Origin of the sequence: Caldisphaera sp. (genome assembly GCF_049974385.1) — an archaeon.
Classification (GTDB): Archaea; Thermoproteota; Thermoprotei_A; order Sulfolobales; family Acidilobaceae; genus Caldisphaera.
On the sequence record NZ_JBMFIW010000001.1, the window covers coordinates 19,548 to 42,104 of the forward strand.

At 30.2% G+C, this 22,557-nt stretch carries 15 protein-coding genes, 1 tRNA gene and 1 pseudogene; 9 read left to right on the forward strand and 8 right to left on the reverse strand.

All coding sequences use genetic code 11. The features are described 5' to 3' along the window. Positions 1-41 precede the first annotated feature (41 nt). A complete protein-coding gene (locus ACP5GV_RS00100; RefSeq protein WP_428101592.1) occupies positions 42-2,957 on the forward strand; it encodes an alpha-mannosidase in 2,916 nt (971 codons plus the stop codon). A 35-nt stretch (positions 2,958-2,992) separates the two neighbouring features. After that, positions 2,993-3,484 (forward strand): hypothetical protein, encoded by a 492-nt coding sequence (locus ACP5GV_RS00105; protein WP_428101594.1) that lies wholly within the window; start codon positions 2,993-2,995, stop codon positions 3,482-3,484. Here ACP5GV_RS00105 and ppsA read toward each other — a convergent pair. Further along, on the reverse strand, positions 3,481-5,877 hold the full coding sequence (gene ppsA, locus ACP5GV_RS00110; protein ID WP_428101596.1) for a pyruvate, water dikinase: 2,397 nt from the start codon (positions 5,875-5,877) through the stop codon (positions 3,481-3,483). The genes ACP5GV_RS00105 and ppsA overlap by 4 nt on opposite strands. A gap of 108 nt (positions 5,878-5,985) precedes the next feature. Between ppsA and ACP5GV_RS00115 the strand changes: the two genes are divergently transcribed. The 3 genes from ACP5GV_RS00115 (at position 5,986) to ACP5GV_RS00125 (ending at position 9,604) form a co-directional block, all read left to right on the forward strand. Continuing rightward, positions 5,986-8,463 (forward strand): tRNA(Met) cytidine acetyltransferase TmcA, encoded by a 2,478-nt coding sequence (locus tag ACP5GV_RS00115; RefSeq protein WP_428101598.1) that lies wholly within the window; start codon positions 5,986-5,988, stop codon positions 8,461-8,463. A gap of 64 nt (positions 8,464-8,527) precedes the next feature. Then, the gene (locus tag ACP5GV_RS00120; RefSeq protein WP_428069349.1) at positions 8,528-9,007 is read left to right on the forward strand and encodes a flavin reductase family protein; all 480 of its coding nucleotides are present in this window, start codon (positions 8,528-8,530) and stop codon (positions 9,005-9,007) included. A 108-nt stretch (positions 9,008-9,115) separates the two neighbouring features. Next, on the forward strand, positions 9,116-9,604 hold the full coding sequence (locus tag ACP5GV_RS00125) for a class I SAM-dependent methyltransferase (RefSeq protein ID WP_428101718.1): 489 nt from the start codon (positions 9,116-9,118) through the stop codon (positions 9,602-9,604). On the opposite strand, the gene ACP5GV_RS00130 is transcribed toward ACP5GV_RS00125, so the two are convergent. Then, on the reverse strand, positions 9,605-11,185 hold the full coding sequence (locus ACP5GV_RS00130) for an AMP-binding protein (RefSeq protein ID WP_428069347.1): 1,581 nt from the start codon (positions 11,183-11,185) through the stop codon (positions 9,605-9,607). 165 nt (positions 11,186-11,350) lie between these two features. Between ACP5GV_RS00130 and ACP5GV_RS00135 the strand changes: the two genes are divergently transcribed. Next, positions 11,351-11,884 carry a hypothetical protein gene (locus tag ACP5GV_RS00135; RefSeq protein ID WP_292320015.1) on the forward strand — a complete coding sequence of 178 codons (534 nt, stop codon included), beginning with the start codon at positions 11,351-11,353 and terminating at the stop codon, positions 11,882-11,884. Here the strand turns inward: ACP5GV_RS00135 and ACP5GV_RS00140 are convergent, their stop codons facing one another. The 4 genes from ACP5GV_RS00140 to ACP5GV_RS00155 form a co-directional block, all read right to left on the reverse strand. Further along, positions 11,885-12,658, reverse strand: coding sequence for a tRNA (adenine-N1)-methyltransferase (locus ACP5GV_RS00140; RefSeq protein ID WP_428101600.1), 774 nt, complete (start codon positions 12,656-12,658; stop codon positions 11,885-11,887). It lies immediately after the preceding gene. Between the two features lie 12 nt (positions 12,659-12,670). Next, the gene (locus ACP5GV_RS00145; protein WP_292320019.1) at positions 12,671-13,621 is read right to left on the reverse strand and encodes an NAD-dependent epimerase/dehydratase family protein; all 951 of its coding nucleotides are present in this window, start codon (positions 13,619-13,621) and stop codon (positions 12,671-12,673) included. Between the two features lie 391 nt (positions 13,622-14,012). Continuing rightward, positions 14,013-14,097, reverse strand: a tRNA-Leu gene (locus ACP5GV_RS00150). A gap of 46 nt (positions 14,098-14,143) precedes the next feature. Beyond that, positions 14,144-14,434, reverse strand: a complete 291-nt coding sequence (locus ACP5GV_RS00155; protein ID WP_292320021.1) for a hypothetical protein — start codon at positions 14,432-14,434, stop codon at positions 14,144-14,146. A gap of 447 nt (positions 14,435-14,881) precedes the next feature. Between ACP5GV_RS00155 and ACP5GV_RS00160 the strand changes: the two genes are divergently transcribed. After that, a complete protein-coding gene (locus ACP5GV_RS00160) occupies positions 14,882-19,321 on the forward strand; it encodes a beta strand repeat-containing protein (RefSeq protein ID WP_428101604.1) in 4,440 nt (1,479 codons plus the stop codon). 20 nt (positions 19,322-19,341) lie between these two features. Here the strand turns inward: ACP5GV_RS00160 and ACP5GV_RS00165 are convergent, their stop codons facing one another. Then, positions 19,342-20,148 carry an MBL fold metallo-hydrolase gene (locus ACP5GV_RS00165; protein WP_428101606.1) on the reverse strand — a complete coding sequence of 269 codons (807 nt, stop codon included), beginning with the start codon at positions 20,146-20,148 and terminating at the stop codon, positions 19,342-19,344. 54 nt (positions 20,149-20,202) lie between these two features. Further along, positions 20,203-21,117, reverse strand: a complete 915-nt coding sequence (gene prpB, locus ACP5GV_RS00170; RefSeq protein ID WP_428101608.1) for a methylisocitrate lyase — start codon at positions 21,115-21,117, stop codon at positions 20,203-20,205. A gap of 172 nt (positions 21,118-21,289) precedes the next feature. On the opposite strand from prpB, the gene ACP5GV_RS00175 reads away from it, so the two are divergent. Both ACP5GV_RS00175 and ACP5GV_RS00180 read left to right on the forward strand, forming a co-directional pair. Continuing rightward, positions 21,290-22,138, forward strand: a complete 849-nt coding sequence (locus ACP5GV_RS00175; protein ID WP_428101610.1) for a putative RNA uridine N3 methyltransferase — start codon at positions 21,290-21,292, stop codon at positions 22,136-22,138. 176 nt (positions 22,139-22,314) lie between these two features. After that, positions 22,315-22,557, forward strand: a pseudogene (locus ACP5GV_RS00180) (PD-(D/E)XK nuclease family protein); the annotation flags it as partial.

Sequence of the window (22,557 nt, forward strand, 5' to 3'; positions counted from 1 at the left end):
CCTTAATAATTTCTTTTAAAATAAAATATCTAGGGAAGAGATTGGAAAAAAGAAGTACAGGATCAATTGATGTAAAGCTTTTCTATATTTATGCAAATTCAATAGTTGATTATAAGGAGTTGGATTTAAAAAAGTGTGATTCGTGCTTTTGCACTAATTTGTCTATTGATAATAATAATGAACCTTGGATTTTCGTTGATATAGATGGAGAAGGAACTCTCGAAATAGATAATGAAAAATATGCAATATATGGAAGTAAAGAAATAACAGATGGAAAATGGATAAAAGCAACAAAATCTGGTCTAATAAGGTTATGTCCTTCCTATGTTGGCTTATTGGGAGAAAATAAAATATCAATTAACAAAATATATTTAATTTATTTTGAGCCTTCAACCTTTAGATTTTTAATAAAAGCAAAGCTAGTAAATGACGCATCAAAAGTTTTGCCATCAATTTCTGATGAGTTGCTAAGGATCCTTAATGATTCTCTAGACGAGATAACAATTGATTCTATAAAAGGAGATAAAATTGAAACTGCTTTAAAAACACAGCTAATAAAAGCCCCATGGTATCTTAATAATCTTGAAAATTATATAAGTATTAATGATATTGATGGAAAAGAAATAGATTTTTCAAAATTGAAAAAAAGTGCTGAAAGAGCAGAATCTATATTAGAAAAAGGTATGGAAAGATTAAGAAATAAATTCGGGCCTATAGGTAACCTTGACTTGATAGCGCATGCCCATATCGATTTTACATGGCTTTGGGATACAAATGTAACAAAGCAAAAAGTCTATAGGAATTTATCTAATGTGATATCATTAATTAAAAACAATAATTTTTTAAAGTATGGTATATCAAACATTGTTTATTTGAAATGGATTAAAGAAGAGTATCCTGAACTCTATAAAGAAATAAAGAATTTTGCGATGGAAAATAAACTAATACCGTTAGGAGGTATGTGGGTTGAAAGTGATACCAATTTACCAGGAGGAGAATCTTTAGTAAGACAGTTTCTTTATGGACAAAGATTTCTATTAAAGGAATTCAATAAAATTTCAACTATTGGTTGGTTGCCAGATTCTTTTGGTTTCTCTGCACAATTACCTCAAATAATGAAGAAATCTGGAATAATTGGCTTCTATACGCATAAATTATATTGGAATAGCATAAATAAATTCCCCTATTCTGTTTTCTTATGGAAAGGTATTGACGGATCTGAAATGCCATCCATAAATTATCCAACTTATGGAAGTGATTTATCTCCAAGTCAATTAGTAAACGCATGGAATGATCATAAAATAAAAGATTTACCGGCATTTTTAGTTTTTGGTCATGGAGATGGAGGGGGAGGGCCAACATGGCTAATGCTAGAGAGGTTTTTAACGTATAAAGACTTCCCAGGTTTACCAAAACTTACAGTTAAATTACCTCAAGAGCATATAAGTGAAATTAAAGAACATATGGAATCATTACCTATTTGGTATGGAGAGCTTTATTTAGAAACCCATAGAGGAGTTTATACAAATGGCGTAAAGCTAAAAAGATTGATAAGAGAAACAGAGATGAAATTAATTCAAATTGAGACTTGGTCTTCTCTTTTAAATAAAAATATTAACATGGAAAAGTATTGGATAAAACTTCTCGAATTTGAATTTCATGATGCTATTTCAGCAACAACAACTTATCAGGTCTATGAAAATATAATTAATGAGCTTGATTCAATAATAAATCAGCTTAATCAAGTTTTACTGTCAATGTTGAAAGATCTGATAATAAATGACAATAATTATATAACTTTTTTCAATTATCTCCCTTGGAAAAGGGAAGAATTAATAGAATTAGAAAACCCATTAAAAGGTAAGGTGTGCCAAAAATTTGGAGAAAAATATTTAACTGAAATAGATTTACCTCCTACAGGATTCATTTCATATGAAGTTGGTCCTTGCATATCTCAGTTTAACACAGAAATTTCCAACGATAAATATATAGAAAACGATTATTTTATTTTAAATAAAGAAGGAGAGAATATAAAAGTTTATGACAAAGAAAATAAAAGGTACTCTATAAATGATATTTATTTACTTCTGTGTGAAGATATGCCAGAGAAGTTTGATGGATGGGATATAGATGAAAGCTATAAAAGAGTTTGTAAAAAAATTAGCTTGAATTTTATCGGTTCTGAAAAAGGACCATTAATGAGCTGTTTAAACTTTGTTAATGATATTAACAATTCTGAAATAAAAACAAAGATTTGTTTAAGAAGAAATGTGATAGAGGTTAATCATGAAGTTGATTGGCATGAAAATCTTAAACTACTTAAAACAGTTATTGAAGCAAACATTATGGGTCAATACAATCATGCTGAGATACCTTATGGAGTAATAGAAAGACCGACTCTACCTAGTAACAGTTGGGATAGAGCCAAATATGAGGTCCCTATGTGGAAATGGACTGATGTCTATGACCCTGACTATGGTATATCAATAATAAACTTTGGAAGGCAAGGTTATAGCGTTTCTTCAAATGTACTAAGCTTATCTTTATTAAGGTCTCCCTTATTCCCCAACCCAAAACTAGATAGAGGTAGACAAGATATAAAATATTGGATATATCCTCACAAAAATACTTGGAGAGAATCCCTTACTCCTAAGTTAGCTATGGAATTAAATAATCAGGTTATCTATATTAAAGGAAAATCAGATAAAAGAAGCTTCTTGGAAATAGATCCAAGCTTGATGATGTTTGGATCGTTAAAAATGATGGAAGATTCTGATAACTTGATATTAAGAATCTGGGAGACTTATGGGAAAAGCGTTTGCATAGATCTTAAGTTTGAAAATTATATTATAGAAGGCGAAACCAATTTAATTGAAACAGAAAAAAATGAATTAAATAAAGTGTGCCTAAAGCCTTATGAGATAAAAACGTTGATATTAAAAAAGGTAAAGTCTTAATATTCTATTATATATTATAAAACATGGTGCAAAGATTGTCAATTGAAGTATTGGGGATTGAAGAATTCCACAATATGATACTAAACGAGGCAAAGAAAGAGAAAAGTAAATACGATCCTAAAATAACTGAAGAGGAAATCAGAAAATTATTAGATGAATTGAAAGAAAGAAATGCAGAAATAGTTAAGATAGGCGATAAAGAAATTATCAAGGTAAAATTGAAGAATTCTATATCATTTATAGTTGTTTATCAACCTTATTATAAAATTAAAGCAGTTGAAGCGATGAAAGACTTAGAGAAAATTTCGTCGATAATAGAAAACTCATATAATTTATTGGTATTTTATTCTAGGAGAGGGAAGCTAACTACTTCAGCATACCTATATTTAGGTAATGTCATGGAGGAAAACGAGTTAGGAATATTATTTATTAATGGCAATGCAAAAGAAATAATAGAAGTTTTTGATATATTAGAAAAAAATGGTTCTTACACACCTGAAGAAGAAAGTTTTATTAATATAGATTAAGACTTATTGATACTGTTTTCAACTAATATTCTTCTCTCAACACTAGCTACATGTCTCCTTACTTTAATTACCGCATCAGGATTTACGCTTATAGAATCTATACCCTTTCTAACAAGGTTCTCAACAATTTCCGGATAAACGCTTGGAGCTTGACCGCATATACTTACGGTTGCATTATGCCTATGAGCTGCATCTATTAGCATACCTATTGATTTGAGAACCGCTGGATCTCTTTCATCAAAATATCCCATCTTAGCTAATAATGAACTATCTCTATCAACTCCTAACGTTAATTGGGTTAAGTCATTACTACCAACACTAAATCCGTCTACCATTTTTGCAAATTCATCTGCTAAAATAACTGTGCTAGGAACTTCAACCATTATCCACACTTTAAAGTCCTTTCCTCTTTTAAGTCCTTCATCTTCCATTATTTTCATGGCTCTTTCTAATTCCCAAGTAGTTCTAACAAATGGAAACATTACATAAACATTTTTTAAACCCATTTCTTCTCTAACTTTTTTAATAGCTTTAACCTCAAGTCTAAATGCTGGTTCATATGGTTTTTGTATATATCTAGAAACCCCCCTCCATCCTATCATTGGATTTCTTTCATCAGATGGCTCATATTTTTCTCCTCCCTTTAACCTGCTATATTCATTGGTCTTAAAGTCACTGAATCTAACAACTAAGGGTCTTGGTGAAATAGCAGCAGCAACTTTTGCAATCCCTTCTGCTAATCCATCGATAAAAACGTCAGGTTTTCCTTGCTCTATCAAATAAAGCGGGTGATAACCTATCTTGCTTGAAATTATAAACTCGACTCTCATCAAACCAATTCCATCAAATGGTAAATTAACATATCTATCGATTTCATCAGGTTCTCCTAAATTCATATAGATCTTTGTGCCTGTAACAGGGTAAAGATCTGCTAAAAATTCTAGACTTATTTTTTGTTCTCCTTCTTCTCCTTTCTTTTTAGACTCTTCTTTTTTCTCAGCTATTCCATAAGTAACTACTCCTCTGCTTCCGTCAACAGTTATTGGCATTGAATCTTTAATAGCAGAGGTTGCATTTCCTGTTCCAACAACAGCGGGCTTTCCCAATTCTCTTGCAACAATAGCAGCGTGTGCTGTCATACCACCTTCATCGGTAACAATAGCTGAAGCCATTTTCATATAAGGTACCCAATCTGGGTCGGTCATTTTAGTTACCAAAACGTCTCCAGGTTTCATTTTTTCAGCGGCTTCATTAACTGTATGTATTATCTTTGCTAATCCGCTTGCTATACCAGGGCTAGCTGGAAGCCCTCTAGTCAAAATACTTCCTTCTTTTCCTGTTTTTTGTCTAGACCATACCGTTTCAAATCTTGCTTGAACTATCATAACATTTCTTGGAAAAGTTAAATCCATATCTATAGCCCATTCCATATCTAATGCATGATTAAATGCATCTTCAGCCTTTTTTGCAATTTCTGCTAAATATTTTATCTCTTCATCCCTTAATGATGAGGACTTTGAAGTTATGCCAAACATTTTTAATAAATCATATAAAGGCCCTTCCGGATAATTTTCCGGATTATCAAGTAACTCTATATCTACGTTTTTCTTATTTACTGGATCATAAAACCTGCCTATCTTCTTTGCTGATATTCTTCTTTCAATTATATTTAATGTATTTTTATCTAAGACAAAGCTATCAGGTGTAACAATACCTCCTACAATTAGTTCTCCTAGACCCCATGATGATTCTATGACAATTTTATTTGTTTCTCCAGTAGCTGGGTGAACTGTAAACATTACCCCAGAACTCTTACTATTTACCATCTTTTGAACTATAACAGCTATTGATACCTTTCTATGATCTAACCCTAAGCTTTCCCTGTAAATTAATGCTTTTGCAGTCCATATGCTTGCCCATACCATCTTTACATACTTTAGTAAATCTTCTATACCTTGCACATTTAAATATGTATCTTGAATCCCTGCAAAGCTTGCTTCAGCAACATCTTCTAAAGTAGCGCTGCTTCTTACAGCAACTCTAGGATTCTCGATCCCTAATCTTTTGCCTAGCTCAATATATGATTGTTCTATCATATCTTTTAAATCATCTGGTATATCAGTAACTTCAAATTTTCTTGTTATTTCTTCACTTATTTTTTCGATTTCTCCAGGCTTTAATGAACCAATCTTTTTAACAGTATCATTTAAATATTGCTTTAAACCTGTTTTTTCTATAAAGTATTCATATGATTTTGATGTAATTACTAATCCGGGAGGAACTGGAAAGTTATGTTTAGTTAATTCTACTAATCCTTTAGCCTTACCTCCTAATAGCTCAATATTTAAATCCTTAATTTCATCAAGCCATAATATATAAGAATTTTCCTCCACTACTCAGCCCCATATTTCACAAAGTGAAAGGAAACCTTTTAAAATCTTATGCTCCAACAAACCTTATACTTATTATATAAAGTTAAAACAATATATTAGAGGGGAAGAATGGAAGAAACAAATGATAAAACAAACTTTAAAGAAATAATAAAGAAAAGAGCAGAAGAGTTAACATTTGATATAAATTTTGATATGCCGATTGGTTTTCTTAGATTTATGAAAATGCTTAAAAAAGCAATATTACAATCCTACAAAAGCAAGAAAAGAATTATGATAGTTTTAAGTGGGGATAATCAAGAAGAAATTGGCATATTAACTTCAAAATTAATTTTATCATATGAAAACATATTGAGGGAAGAGCAAATTATTAAAAATTTGAATTTTTTATATGTTTTTTATGATCACAGCGATGCATCAAAGCTGAAAAAAGAGATAGCTAAACGGAATGTAAAAGAAAAAGGAGGAAAGCTAAGCCTATCAATATATAGAATTGAGGATTCAAAAAAACTTATGGGACAAACATTTCAAGGTGCAATAATTGATTTATATGAAGACCTTAGACCCAACTATATAGGCATTATATCTGGTTTAGTAGAAAAAGGAGGTTTGCTAATTTTACAAACTCCTTCGTGGGATAAGTGGGATAATAAAATAACGTTCTTTAAGAAAAATTTGATAGTTCCGAATTATGAAAATCCTAGAAACATTTTCATAACATGGTTTAAGAAAAAAATAATTGAGCATAGAGAAAACGTTTTCGTTTATGATGCAGATAATGATAAATTATTAAATGAACCTGAAATAATATATGATATTCCAAAAGAAAAAGAATTAGTAATACCATCAGACATAACTTTTCCTAAAGAAGTTTATGAATTAGCTTTAACTCAGGATCAAATAAATGTAATTAAAGAAAGCGAGTCCCTAATAGATTTTAATGAAAAAAAGAAGGTAATAGTCGTCACAGCAAATAGGGGTAGGGGGAAGAGCTGTGCAATAGGATTGAGCTTATCAGGTTTAGTAAAATCTTTATCGGATAAGAAAAAAGTAAAAATTATTGTTACGTCTCCAAGCCTTGAAAATACTCAAAGCCTCATGGAATTAGCTATAAAAGGGTTAGAAAAACAAAACTTTAAAATCAAAGTCGATAGAAATAAAGAAAATTTAATTTATGGTATTTATGGAGACAACTTTTCAATTTCTTATTTGGAGCCAAAAGATGCAATACAAGAATGGTGCGATATATTGGCTATAGATGAAGCTAGCGGGCTCCCTGTTACGTTGTTGGTCAAATTATGGCAATCCCATAAGAAAATTTTAATTGCTTCTACTTTGCACGGCTATGAAGGGGCAGGTAGGGGATTCAGCTTTAGATTTTTAAATTATTTAAAAAAAGATGAAAATACTATATTAAAACAATTGGAAATGGTTACGCCAATTAGGTATGCTGAAAACGATCCAATTGAAAAATGGGTATTCGATGTTTTATTATTAGATGCAGAGCCAGTAGAAATTGATGAACAGGATTTAAAAGATATAAATGAAGGGAAGTTAAATTACCTAATCGCAAAGCCTGAAGAACTATTTTTCAACAATGAGCAATTACTGAGGCAAATATTTGGAATATATGTGCAAGCCCATTATAGGAATGAGCCGGATGACTTAGCATTAATTGCTGACGCTCCCCATTACAGCATAAGAGCTATAACAACCCATAAGGGTAAAGTTGTATCGGCATCTCTTCTTGCAGAAGAAGGTGGTTTAAGTTATGAATACAGTAAGTCTTTATTGCTAGAAGATAAAACAAGAGGCAATATAATACCAGATAGAATCATAAAACATTACAGAATCTTTGATTTCGGAAACCTTAGAGGATGGAGGATTGTGAGGATTGCAACTCATCCACTGCTTCAAAATAAAGGATTAGGGAGCAAATTAATATATTATTTGATTAATGAAAGCTTGGAAAAGAACTTTGATTGGATAGGCAGTGGTTTTGGTATTAATGTAGAACTATCAAATTTCTGGATTAAAAACAAGTTTTCTATAATCCACATGAGTCCTGATAGAAACCCGATTAGCGGTGAATATACTGTATTAGTTCTTAAAGCTTTATCTGAAAAAGCAAAGAAAATAGAAAAAATTGCCGAAAGCATTTTTAAGAGTAAGCTGATCTATAGCCTTTATGATACTTATAAAAATATGGAACCAGAATTGGCATTAGTTTTGTTGAATTCAATACCTATAGATAAAATGGAAGAAATAAACGAAATTGAAAAGAAAAGACTTTGGGCATACCTTTATGGAACTATGACCTATGAAACAACAAATGATATAATATTTAAAATAGTAAATAATTATTTTAAAATTTTACCAATAGATAACGAAATTTTGGATGAATTTGAAAAGAAGTTACTTATATTAAAAGTTATGCAAGGAAGAAGCTGGAAAGAAATTAGTAAAGAGATGAAAATATCAACAGATAAAGCTGAAAATATTATTAAAAAAGCTATAATAAAATTAGCAAATTATTACTACAAAATAGATCAAAATTTTTCGCCAGGCATAGATTCTTCTTCTCTTTAATTATTAATGATCAACCATTAAATGTTTATTAAATTTACAATGAAAATTAGATTTGGGGATATCAATGAATGAACAAGAACTGTTAAAACTATTCATGAGACAGTCAGCCCAACAAGTGTATGTAGTTACATCAAAAAGTAAAAATGGCTATTCAGCTATAACCGTATCAAGCTTAACAAGCATTAGTATGGATCCTCCTTTAATGATGATTTCTATAGACAAAAAATCGCATAATCATGAAATTTTAGTAAATTCTGAACACTTTATAATAACTTTATTATATTACGGAGATGAAGAAATATCTAAAATAATGGCAGATAGAATAGATGCTAAAGAAAAGCTTGAAAAAGTTGGATATACAGAAAGTGGATATGGGCCTATACTAAATATTGAAAGACCGTATTTAATATTATCAAACTATAAAGTTTATGATGCTGGAGATCATAGTATAATACTTGGTAAAATTATCGATGGAAAAATTTCAGATATAAAATGTCCATTAGTTTATTATAATAGAAACTATACTACATTAAAGAACTGCTAATATATTTAAAAATGTAAAAATTTAATTAAATATATATGAAATGTGTAAAAGGGAGAAAAATTGAATAAAGAATTGGAGGAGGCTGAAGAAGAGTTAAGGTGGATAGCTATGGCATTCGGTGGTCCGTCGGTACCTTTTGTTCCTACAAGAAAAGAGGTATTTGATTTAGTATTTGAGGCCTTAGATCTTAAGGAGAATGACGTACTTTATGATTTAGGTTGTGGTGATGGGAGAATAATTATTGAAGCTGCAAAAAAATATCCAATAAAAAAAGCTATAGGAGTTGAGATGAGAGAAGAGCTAATAAAAGATATTATGAACAAAATAAGAGAAGAAAAAATAGAGGAAAGGGTTCAAGTTGTACAAGGAGACTTCTTTAAAGTACCTATAAGTGATGCAACAGTTGTATATATGTATTTGCTTACAAGCGTAAATGAAGCATTGAAGCCTAAACTTAAACAAGAGCTTAAGCCTGGTACGAGAGTTGTAACACTTGATTTTCAAATATCAGGTTGGAAACCAGTAAAGGTAATAGGAGACAAGCTGGGATGGCAAAAAACATTATATGTTTATGTAATAGGTGAGTCCGACAAATAATTAATTCTTTAAAAACCTTTGTCTTAGCTCACTTCTTCTTATTTTACCTGTAGTAGTTGTTGGTAATGAATCAACAAACTCTATTACACTTGGATACGCATATAAAGCAAATTTTTTCTTAACATAATCTTTAATTTCTTCTTTAATATCTTCATTACCTTTTATACTTTCTTTCAAAACAACAAATGCAACAATTTTCATTCCCTTTTCTTTATCTTCAATACCTATAACTGCTGATTCCTTAACATATGGATGCGAATTAATTATATTTTCGATTTCTATTGGATTTATCCTATAGCCAGAAACCTTTATTATTTCATCTTTCCTACCTATGAAAATTAGATATCCTTCTGAATCTAAGTAGCCTATATCTCCAGTCAATATAAATTTGTTATCAATAATCTTTTTTGATGTAGATTCAGGGCTTTTATAATATTCTATCATTACGCCCGGATCAGGAAGAGTAACAGCTATTTCTCCTATCTCATTTTTTCCTAAGATGTTATAATTGTCATCGACAATTATTATATTATGCCCAGGACATGGAATACCAACTGTATTAATTTTTTTATTCATTAATAGAGAACTTTCACAAGTTATTAGCCCCGTTTCAGTTTGACCATATGTATTATTTATGCTTATACCCATCTTTTTCCCCCATTCATATATATCTGATGTAACTATCTCTGAACCAGTTAATATTGATCTTATCTTCAAATCATATTTTTTAAACTCATCGCCCAATTTCATAATCATTCTCAAAGCAGTTGGAACCAACACTGTACCAGTTACCTTATATTTTTCATATTTATTTAATAAATCAGATACATCTAGTTTACCTTCTCTTTTATAAACAACTAAAGGTATTCCATAATATAAAGATGGTAGAGCCATATTACCTAGACCGCCAATCCAAGCCCATTCTATAGGAGTCATAAATACATCATTTTCTCTTGGAGCTAAGTCTAAAGAGATTTGAAAAGATGGTAATATACCTAAAATCCAACTATGAGGCAATAGAGCCCCCTTAGGCTCCCCAGTTGAACCTGATGTAAACAATAAATGGGATGGCTTGTTTTTATCTGTATCATATTCTAAATTAGATATCTTTGTTATAGAATCTATATCATAATCTCCTCCATCATTGCTTACTATAATTATATCATTGCTTACTTCCCTTAATTTTTTAGTTTGTGTATGATCAGAAAAGATGACTTTAGACTTGGTTTTTTCTAATCTAATTTTAATAGATTCTGTTCCTAAAAGAGTCGATATTGACATAAAAATTGAATTATTTTTATAAGTTCCTATAATTGCTGACAATAAATTAAAGCTTTGTTGCATTATACCTCCTACGATATCGTTATTTTTTATATTTAGATCTGAAAGAAATTTTGCTATACCATTGCTTTTTTCTCTTAAGTATTGAAATGATAGCTCTTTGCCCTCTTCTATAACAGCGATACCTTCCCTTGAATCAATTGTTTTGGGCAAACTGAAATAGCTTGGCCATTCAAAATTTTTTATTATATCATTTAATTTGTTTCCAAAATTTCTGATATCAAATACTTTTATATCCATTTTCTATGCCTCTTAATATTACTTTCTTTTATTAATATATTTAATTAAAGTTTAAATTTTAATCCTATATAATTTTATTATACACAGTTTTTGAAGAAAGTAGTGTAATACTATCTAATCCTCCTAATTAAACTTTAAAAAGAATATAATTAATGGTGCTATATATTGAGCGATCAAACTACTGATAATAAGGCAATTACAAAAGATGAGCTTATTGAATGGTTAAGGAAGAAACTAGAGGACCTTAAAGAAGAAACGAGAATTATAGAAACGCTTCTTAATTATATAGAAGATTCTTCAAAACAAAACATCAATGAAAAAAGTGAAGAAGTGAAAATTGGAAGGAGAAAAATAGGAAAAATATATAGAGGAGAAGGTTATGTTAGATTAGTACCTGATTTACCAATACCTTTACCGCAAGAGCTTAAAGAATATTTGGAAACAGTTGAAGGTGAATTGAAGTCAACACAAATTAAAAATGGTTTACAAGATCAAGATCAGGTAAAGTTAATAATTAAAGAGAGGCCTGACGCTAGTATATCAGAAATAAGATTTGAAAACTTAAATACAACTATTGAAATGCTTAAGGCTAAAGCTGCTTTAAAATATACTGCGGAAGTTTCTTATCAAATCTACAAAGCGCAAAGTAAAGGAGAAGAAAGCGAGGGAATCGATGAAAGTAAAGAAGGTGAATCTTAATTATTTAAGAACTCTTAACAATATAATAAATCCAGTATGACCTATTGTTCTTACGGATGGCCTTAAAGCTTCTTTCCTCGGTTCCCATTCTCTTTTAATTAACTCTGAAATTTCTTGTATCACATATTTATCATCAATGTTTGATAAAAGCTTCTCTATTTGATTTACTGTAGGAACAAAAATTACAATAGGGGCACTAATTTTAATGGATTTATGTATTTTATTTAAGGCATTCCATGGATCTGCCATATCCAGAAAAGCCGCATCAAAGTTTTCTTCATCAATACCTTCTCTAATATCCTTTTTATTTATAATAATACAATCTAGAAAATTTGCCTTTTCTAAGTTCTTCTTTGCTATCTCTATCATATCATCCCTTATATCATAAGCATAAACCTTCCCATCAGGACAAACGTGTTTTGCAATTTCTATGGTTAAAAATCCACTTCCAATTCCAGCTTCTAAAACTTTCATCCCTTTCCTTATACCAGATAGGGAGGTAATATAACCTGAATCTTTTGGATATATTACTTGACTTTTCCTTTTCAAATCATACATTATTTTATCATAAAGGCTTGGTTCAATTAAATACAAAATACCTTTATCTAATTTTATTGTTTCTCCATAATCTTTCCCTAAGATTTCTTTTCCTTGTATATTGCCTAAAAATGTAGAATAAGATTGCCTTGCATCAATTGTAAAAAAATACAATTTCCTTCTGCCAGCTTTATTATCTGCAATAATTAAAACTTTTTGGCCATTGTTAATAGGCATTTATAACACCAATTACTCATATAAAGCCTCTTTAACAGCTTTTTTAACTGCCTCATAGCTGTTTAATTTTGGTTTCCAACCAACAGACTTTGCCTTTTCTATACTTAAAAGCATATATTTTACATCACCAACCCAACCTCTTCCTCCATTAACTCCTCCTGTTAAATAAATCTTCGGATTTAAGCCCATTTCCCCTATAATAATTTTAGCTATATCCATAACTGTTATTTGATCTTCACTTCCTATGTTATATACATCATAAGTTAAATTTTTCTCCTCAGTTTTATTAAATAAATAAAACATTCCCTCAACAACATCTTTAACATGTATATAACTTTTGCTTTGTGTTCCATCGCCTAATATTTCCAATTTATTTTTATCTTTTCTCAATTTTTCTATAAAATCGTGTATAACCCCATGATTTGATCTCTTACCTATTACATTTGCCAGACGAAATGAAACGGATATCATATTAAATGTGTGCGAATAAGCACTTATAATCGCTTCAGATGCTAGTTTTGCACCTCCATAGATACTTATTGGTTCTAATGGAGCGTAGTTTTCAGGTGTTGGTATAACTTTAGCATCACCATAAACTGTCGAAGAAGAAGTAAAAGCTAGTTTTTTAACTTTATTTTTTCTCATGGCTTCTAATAAAATGTATGTCATATTAACATTTAAATCATAAAGAGAATCAGGGGATTGTTCTCCTATTCTCACCTCAGGATTAGCGGCTAAGTGATAAACCATATCAACGTCTTTCAGAGAATCTGATGCAATACCTGGATCTCTTAAATCTCCTTTTATAAATTCAAAATTTTTTAAACCGATAAGATGTTTTATGTTTTCTAAGCTACCAAAACTTAAGTTGTCTACTACTTTAACTTCATACCCTTTTTCTACTAAATAATCAGATAAATGTGATCCGATAAAACCTGCACCACCAGTTATTAGTATTTTCATTTTAAATCCCCTATTTTATGTCATATTAAACATTTTTATCTTTTCCATTAATTTCATGAAAATTAATGGGTTTTTGTGAAATATTAAAAATTAAAAAGTTTTAATTAATTTAAATATTAATTAAATGGTAATTCTAATTACTATAATAGCTTGATTCCTAATAAATAAGCTAATATATAGATTATATGAGCGAAAATCTTAATATATTTGCATATATTAAGATTTTCTTAACAATATTTAAATATATTATTTAAAAATAATAGCTAATAGTTCTGTTTATTTTAACTGATCAAAAGCTGGAGATAAGTCTTATAATGTTTCATATATTCATTACTTCACCTTATATTAATGTTAATTACACAGAGATATTTCCATTCTAAATTCATTAACATGCGGAGGGTGGGGTTTGAACCCACGCAGGCCTACGCCAACGGGTTCTAGGCCCGTCCCCTTTGGCCAGGCTCGGGCACCTCCGCTCATAATTAATGTTTATACAAAGGATTAAATATAATTTTTGCTCAATTATTTGTTTATAGCAGAATTTTCAATTTTTCTTATATCTGTTAATATTTTAATTTTTTCAATTGCAATTCTAGATTTCGGAGTTAACATATAACGTAAAACATAAAGACCTGAAAGGGGGATATAAATTGTTCTTGACTCATTAAATCCACATAAATTGCAATTTACTTGGTAGTTAATCTCTATATAAGGTTCATTGTCTTTCATAATAGGCCCATCTATTTCATATTTGAAATCCGCTGGCGCATTGCAATATGGGCAAATGCCTGGTTCTATTATCTTTTCTTTCAAAATCTACCCCCCTAATCAATAATAATTGTGTATCCCAGGGTTTAAGGGGGGTAATCCTATGCTTATTGCTAAGATTATATAATGAAAAAATTTAATATCGTTATTCATTATTAAGAAAATATATGCTGTAAATGTATACACTATAAAACTAAAAGTGTATTAATTAGATTTTTAACTTATTAAAAGAGTTAAATTAAAATACAAAGAAAAATTTTTAGGTCGCATATTAAATTAAATGTAATTATACCTATCTTTATAGTTTTACTTGCTTTACTTCTTTTATTTCCCATAAGGATTTCTAAGGCTAGTTCTAATCAAATTATATATGTTCCACAGCAATATTCAAGTTTACAAGATGCCATAAATGCAGCAACACCTGGAACAACAATCTACGTCTCCCAAGGATACCTCTATAATGGATCTATATTAATTCAAAATAAGCAAGATTTGACAATTATTGGTCAAGGAAACGTTGTATTAAACTATGGCGGGTATGGGAATACAACAATAATAGATTCTTCTTACATAACAATTGAAAACCTAAATATCAGTGGGGGTTTAGATATAAACAGTTCAAGTCAAATATCTTTGAAAAATGTAAATGTTTCAGGAATTATTTCGTTACCTAACCAAGTTTTAGGAGATGACTTATTGGTATATGATGTTAATTCTTTATATATGCAAAATGTTATAGCTTATTGGACTATGCCTGGAATGACCTATACAACTTACCAAGGAATCAACATTACTGATTCTTCAAACCTAACTTTAAATAATGTCATGAGCTACGCTTTAAACGGTTACGGTGTTTATATAGATAACAGCAATGGCTTAACAATGCAAAACGACCTCTTTAATTCACCATCGAATGGAGGTATAGGAATTGGATTAGTGAATTTAACAAAGGCAGTTCTAACAGATGTAAATTCAAATCAAAGCTATCAGCTATACGTTTTAAATGTCAGCTCACTTAGCATTAATGGAATGGATTATTCTTCCAGCTACCAAACTGGTGGCGCAAACATAACAAATGCAAATCAATTAACTATTAATGATGCGAATTTTAATGGATTAAGCATTTCACAAATTTTCAAAACAACTCTTAACAATGTATTAGATTTGGGAAGCCTTAGCATTAATGGAGTAGGAAGCCTTGCATCTGCTATTCTTAATAATGTTTCAGTATACCAATACGTAGACATTAGCAATTTATCAAGCATTTCTTTAAATAACATAAAATTATATAATACTAGTTTCCAAACAAGTACTACATACGGTTTATATTTAACGAACTTCCTAAATTCGCCAATAACTGATTCAAACATATGGGGAGGATTAAACATAACTAATGGAAATTATTTAAACATAACTAACTCACTAATACCTTCCAATAACACATACGAATATTATAGTGATTATGTTTTATTTAATAATATCAATACCATAGCATTAAGCAATGCTAGCCTAGGAGGCGATGGTGTTTTAGTCTCAAATGGAAATTCTTTAAGCTTGTATAGTCTAAAAGCAATTTACTTAAGCGGTATTTCAATAAACAATTACAACATTGTTAAATTTAATGGAGTTAATATTAGCACATCTAGTTTTTTATTAAGTAATTTCTCAAGTTTAAACATGATAAATTCTTATTTAAGCAGTAATGAAGGAATGAACATAACTGGTACGACAGGTTCATCGATTTTGCTTAATAATTTTAATCTAGAGGCAGATAAATTTAATCCATATGCCAATGGAATCATGGTATATAATGTTTACAATTTTACAGCAACTAACTCTGTTTTTTCTTCTCATGACGGAGAAGGAGGAATAGGAATTTACACTGATGGAATACCTTATGTTTATTTAAACAATGTTAAATCTGTTGGCTGGTTTGGCCATTATGGCGGTACAGGTATTTGGTTAGTAAATCCAATAGATGCCACAATTGAAAACACTAATGTTACAGGTATAGATACTCAGACCTCATTTAGTTATGCGATGTTAGGACAAACAGGTATAATGATTACGGGTTCTTCTAAGTTAATTTTAACCAATTTGATTGTTAACTCTTTTAATAATGCAATTAACATAACTGGGAATTCAAATGGAGTTACTTTGTCTAAGGTATCAACAAAATCATTTAACGTAGGTATATTTGTTGGCAATGCAAATACTTTATCTCTTAATAGTATAAACGTTTATGTTTCATCAGAATCGCCATCTTATGGAATATATTTAAATAACATTAATCAAGTGAACGTAAACCAAGTTAATTTAATCGGAAAGTCAAATCAAATAGAATACACGAATTTTGAAATAAATAATGGGAAAAGCTTAACGATAAGCTATTTAAACAGTAATACATCAGGCACAGGTCCTTATATTGGTTTAAATGTTTTCAACTATTCTACTCTGGCTTTATCAAATTCAAACGTTTACGATGGCATATATTTAACAGATGTACCATATATAACAATGAATAACATAAATGCTGGTCTCTCGACTTATTATGGAATAGCAATATATGCACTTTCAGTATTAAATGGTAAATTTAATTATGTAAATGTTTTGAGAAATGATATAATATCTAACACTGGAATGGAATTAACTGGTATAAGAGGTAAGTCTGTTTTTTCATTAAATCAGATAAACTCGCAAAGTGATATATCTATTGATAAAGCATACAATGTTTCTGTAGCTAACACAAAAACTGATGGACTTTTCATTTCTAATTCGTATGTTTCAAATGTTTATTTAGCTGACTCAAGTGGAGGTATATCTTTTAATGCTGTTAATTTAGTTTACTTAACACAATCATCTTCTGATGGTATTTCTGTATCTTATGCCAAAAATGCTTCTCTGAATAATTTAAATTCTATAGCAACAAATCAAAATAGCAATTCCAATGGTATTTCATTTTATAACGTTACATACGCTAACTTAAACAATGCTAATTCATTAGGATGGAATGGATCATCAGGTGTTTATGCGTCATACGTTGCCTTCTTGGATTTGAATAACGTAGTATTAGGTGGAGGAACTGGTATTGATGTAAGCTATACTAACAACATTAACATTAAAAATGATAATGTTAAATATGGCGGAATAAATATTTTAGGATATCCATCTTCTACAGTAACAATTGAAAATGTTTTTACAAACGGCGGAATAAGGATATTTAACTCCTATACGTCAACGCTAACGAATATTAACGATGTAGGCAAGATAGAGGCAGACAATACAATATATTTAACCATGTCATCAATTAACATAGTTTCTAAAGGTCAAGGCATATCTATAAGCAATTCAAACAGTTCAAAATTATTTAATATAACATCATTAAGTCAAGGAGGAATTTCTATAACAGGAAACAAAAATTCCATAATATCAATAAATGATGTGACATCTAAAGGTAACATGCCATACAATACTTATGGACTCTCAGTTAATAACGGTGAAAGCCTATCTTTAAATAACTTCTTCTCATCTGAAGGAATTTCAATAAGTTCTATAAACTACATTAAAATTGAAAACGTAATATCAAATGTAAACAACGGGAATCAGGCAGACGTTTATGTAAATAATAACAATAATTTAAACGTATATAACCTAACCGAAAGCATTTATAATGGTACTTTCCAAGGTATGAGCACAACTGGTCTTAACATAATTAACTTAAACCAAGGAAATGATAATCTGCTAGATGTAAAAATTAATGCATATTATAGTAATCCTAATGTTTCAGCTAATGGAATTAGTATATCTAATGGAAATAGCATAAGTATTGAAAATTCATATATTAATTTGCCTCTGGTAAATGCAAGTTCATCTGGTTATGATATATATATTGCTTCTTCTAGAAGCAGTTCTTTAAGCAATTTAGTCTTAAACGGAGCGAATTCTATATCAATACATAACAGCAATACGACAATAAATGAAGTAAGCCTAACATACTCATATTCTGGAATTAATTTAGGCAATAGTAAATCCGCAACCATTTATTTGGTAAAATCAGTTGCTAATGGAAACACTTCAGGAGGAAGCATATTTGCAAACAACGTTTCTTCCCTAAAAATTTATGAAACCTTATCTATTGGGGGACTATATGGAATTGTAACTGTTAACGATAACCCGTTAATTTATAACAATACTGTAGAAAATTCGGTTGATGGTATTATGTCTGAATATAGTAAAAACACAACAATATTTGAAAATTATGTAGAAAATACAACAAGCGGTATAAATTCAGTTTATTCAACAAATGTGACAATATTTTCAAACGAAATTATAGGAAATAAATACGGTATAGGATTGATTGGTGTAAATCATGCCTATGTTTATCTTAATTATTTTAATAACAGTAAAAATATTTATGTCAGTAATTCAAATGTTACATACAATACAGAAAGCAAGGTAAAATATACATTTAATGGAAACAGCTTCACAAACTATCTTGGCAATTACTGGTATGGCTATAAGGGAAGCGAAATAGATAGCGAAGGTATTGGATCTAAGCCTTATAATACTACTTTTGGACTGGATAACTACCCATTAACTTCAAATCCATCAAGCTATCAAGTAACAGGTATTTCAACAACTCAGGTTACAACTCCAACAATTACCGTAACAACCAGTATAACAAACACAACAACTACGAGCCCTACACAAACAACTACACCTATTTCAACAAGCTCAACGACTAGCTCTTATACATCAAGTTCAACACCTATTTCAACAAGCTCAACAAGTACTCAAACATCTAATACTTCTAGTGGTAAGACATTAACCAGTAAAGCACCATCTTTTACGGGATCATTAACTGTTGGAGTTGTTATAGCAATCGTCATTATAGCTGGAGCAGGGTTTATGATTTTAAAAAGGAAAAAATAAATTAAAAATATTATTTTTATTTAAATTATTAATTCTTTTCCAACACCAGCATCTTTAAATGAACTAGGGAAGCTCCTCTTCAGCAATGATATACCATCTATTCCAGTACAATGAGTACCTGCAACTATCTTAGGAGATTTTGTATTCAAATATGAAACTATTGTATTCAATCTCTTATCATCAAATCCCATGAAGTGAAGTCCACCTATTATTCCTTTAAGTTTATTTTGCCCCGTTATCTTTAAACCATATTCAACTATATTTTCTATACCCGCATGACCACAACCTGTCAAAATCAAAAGACCATCTTTATCTATTATGTACAAAGCCATATCATCTGGTATTTCATCTATTAGTCCTCCGGCATGGCTAGGACCCCAGTTTCTAGGTATATATCCTGATATGATTATATTTTCTTTCAATTTATATGGTGAATCAATAAGAATCAATTCAGCATTTTTCTTTTCTAGGTCTTCTTTTGTAAAGTTAACTCCAACGTTTACTTCTCCTTTTTCATCCTTTGCTTTTGCAGGTGAAAAGAGATTTTTATGTGCAATAATTTTTATAGGTCTTTCCCTTTCATTTAAAAACTTCATTAATCCTCCTGTATGGTCTGAATGCCTATGGCTCAACACCAAGTAGTCAGGCTCATTAACATCAATATTAAGAGCCTTCATGTTGTTTAGCAAAACATTTCCGCTTAATCCTGTATCATACAATAACTTATAGTCATGCAGATATGCTGCAAAACCCCACTCGCTAAGCAATTTATCTCTTAATGAAGTTAACGAAGTCACATAATTATCAACTAAAATGGTAAGTTTCATCTCTTACACCTATTTAAAAATAGATTTTAAACCTTAAATTTATTTAAAATTTTATTACATTTTCCTCTTTTTAACTATTTCATCTCCCTTCTTTGCAAATTCATTGTCTCTTTTCTCATATTCATAATATCCTATTAAATTGTAGAATTCCTCTCTGCTCATTATTTTATCTAAAATGAACTTCTGGGTTCCCTTATCTTTAATTTCAATTAATGTATCTTTCATTGCTTTCATAGCGGCTCTGAAAATTGTTACAGGGAAGATAACTATTTTAAAACCGGCTTCTTTAAATTCTTGTACAGTTATGTAAGGTGTTTTTCCGAATTCTGTCATATTAGCTAGTAAAGGTGCCTTGACTTCTTTGGCAAATAATTTGAATTCTTCTAAATTAGTCAATGCCTCTGGAAAAATTACATCAGCCCCTGCCTCTAAGTAAAGTTTTGCCCTTTCTATGGCTGCCTCGATACCTTCAGTTGCCCTTGCATCAGTTCTAGCAACAATTAACATGTCTCTTCTTGCTTCATTTGCAGCAACAATTTTCTTTACCATGTCTTCTGGAGAAATCGTTTTCTTTCCTGATAGATGACCGCATTTTTTAGGCATGTCTTGATCTTCAATTTGTATAGCAGCAGCCCCTGCCTCTTCTAACTCCTTTACTGTTCTATAAACATTTAATGACTCTCCGAACCCAGTATCCGAATCAACAATTAAAGGTATATTTATAACATTAGTTATCTTTCTTGTTGAATCATATAGTTCTGAAAAAGTTATTAAACCAAGGTCAGGCATTGCAAGACTTCCTGTTAATGCTGCACCAGATAAATAAGCAGATTTAAATCCCATGCTTTCGACTAGTAATGCAGAGGCAGGATCAAAAACACCAGGAGTTATTAATATATCTTCCTTTTTCAATAATTCCCTTAGTTTCTCTCCAGGAGTTTCAAGCTTTCTTTTAAATAAAAACGCCATCTAAGCTCACCAATTAATTAATTGAACTTAAATTAATAAGCATTATTGAATAAAAATAAAGCTTAAATTCATTAAATACTCAATTATAATTGGTGATATATATGGGAGGAAGACAAAAAACAACTCTATTTTCAACGAGCAAGAGGGAGGAAGAAAACAAAGGTAAAAAGAAGTGAGCTGTAATAATTTCCCTCCTTTGCGGAGATATAAAAAACTCATTGTTTTATTACCTCCAAGCATTTTATCAGTCGAGGATAGTTTAATCGATAAAACAAACAAAGCAGGTTTTATTTCCAGAATTTTATCAATATTTAGAGTTGATGAAGTAATCCTATATAAGGATGAGGAAACAAGAGATTTTGATGAGAAAATGCTTAACTTAATACTAAATTATCAAGTTATACCTCCACATATAAAGAAGAAGGTGATAAAAAAAAGCAAGATATTAAAATATGCAGGTATTTTGCCCCCACTAAGGTTAGTTAATCATGATCCTCCAAAAAAAGCTGAAGTAGGAAAAATATTGGACGGCTATATTGAGAAATGCAATAAAGATTATTGTCTGATTTACCTAGGATTGTTAGGAAAAGGGGTTTTAGATAGGAAAAAACTTAATAATAGCGATAAAAACAGTAAAATCATTACAGTTAAAATAAAATCAACTAATGGAAAAATTTTACTTGAAAAAGCTTCATGGGAAAATCTCTATACTGGATATAAAGTATCAAAAACAAATGAACTAAAGAAGGAAATAAATAAGCTAAAAAATGATAAGAATTTAATAATAGGAACAAGCAAATTAGGAGATTGTTTTGATAAAAAAATTCAAGATAATTTAAAGAATGATATTGATAAAAGTAATGGTATAGCCCTTGTTTTTGGTGGACCTCATGCTGAGCTATATCAACAAAAAGAAGAATTTGATTACATTTTAAATACAGTTTTTAATCAAGGAACTTTAACTGTTAGAACTGAAGAAGCATTAGCTATAACACTTTCTTTACTTAATAACCTTGTATGACAATTGTTAACCCCCCGGTTAACAATTATCTAAACATATGCCCTAATTCTAATATGGAAGGGCTAGGCTAACAGAATTTTTAAGAATTAAATTATATTCATTATGCTTAATGTAATCTTAAAGAAGAAAAATATAAGGTTTAAAAACCTATAATATAAAGAGAAAGGTAACTAAAAGTGAAATCTGAGGAACTAAAGGAAGAAATAAAAAAGATATTACTTGATAATCCGTCTATAATAGCCGACGTTATAGTATCGAAACCTGAAATAATTTATCAAGTACTTGCAAAGCTTACTCCATGGCAAAGTCTTGCAACAAAAGATGATATTAGAGAAGTAAAAAATTCGCTTTCAAAGTTAGAAATAAAGGTCACAAGCTTAGAGGAAAAAGTAGAGGATATAGATAAGCAGTTTGCTACT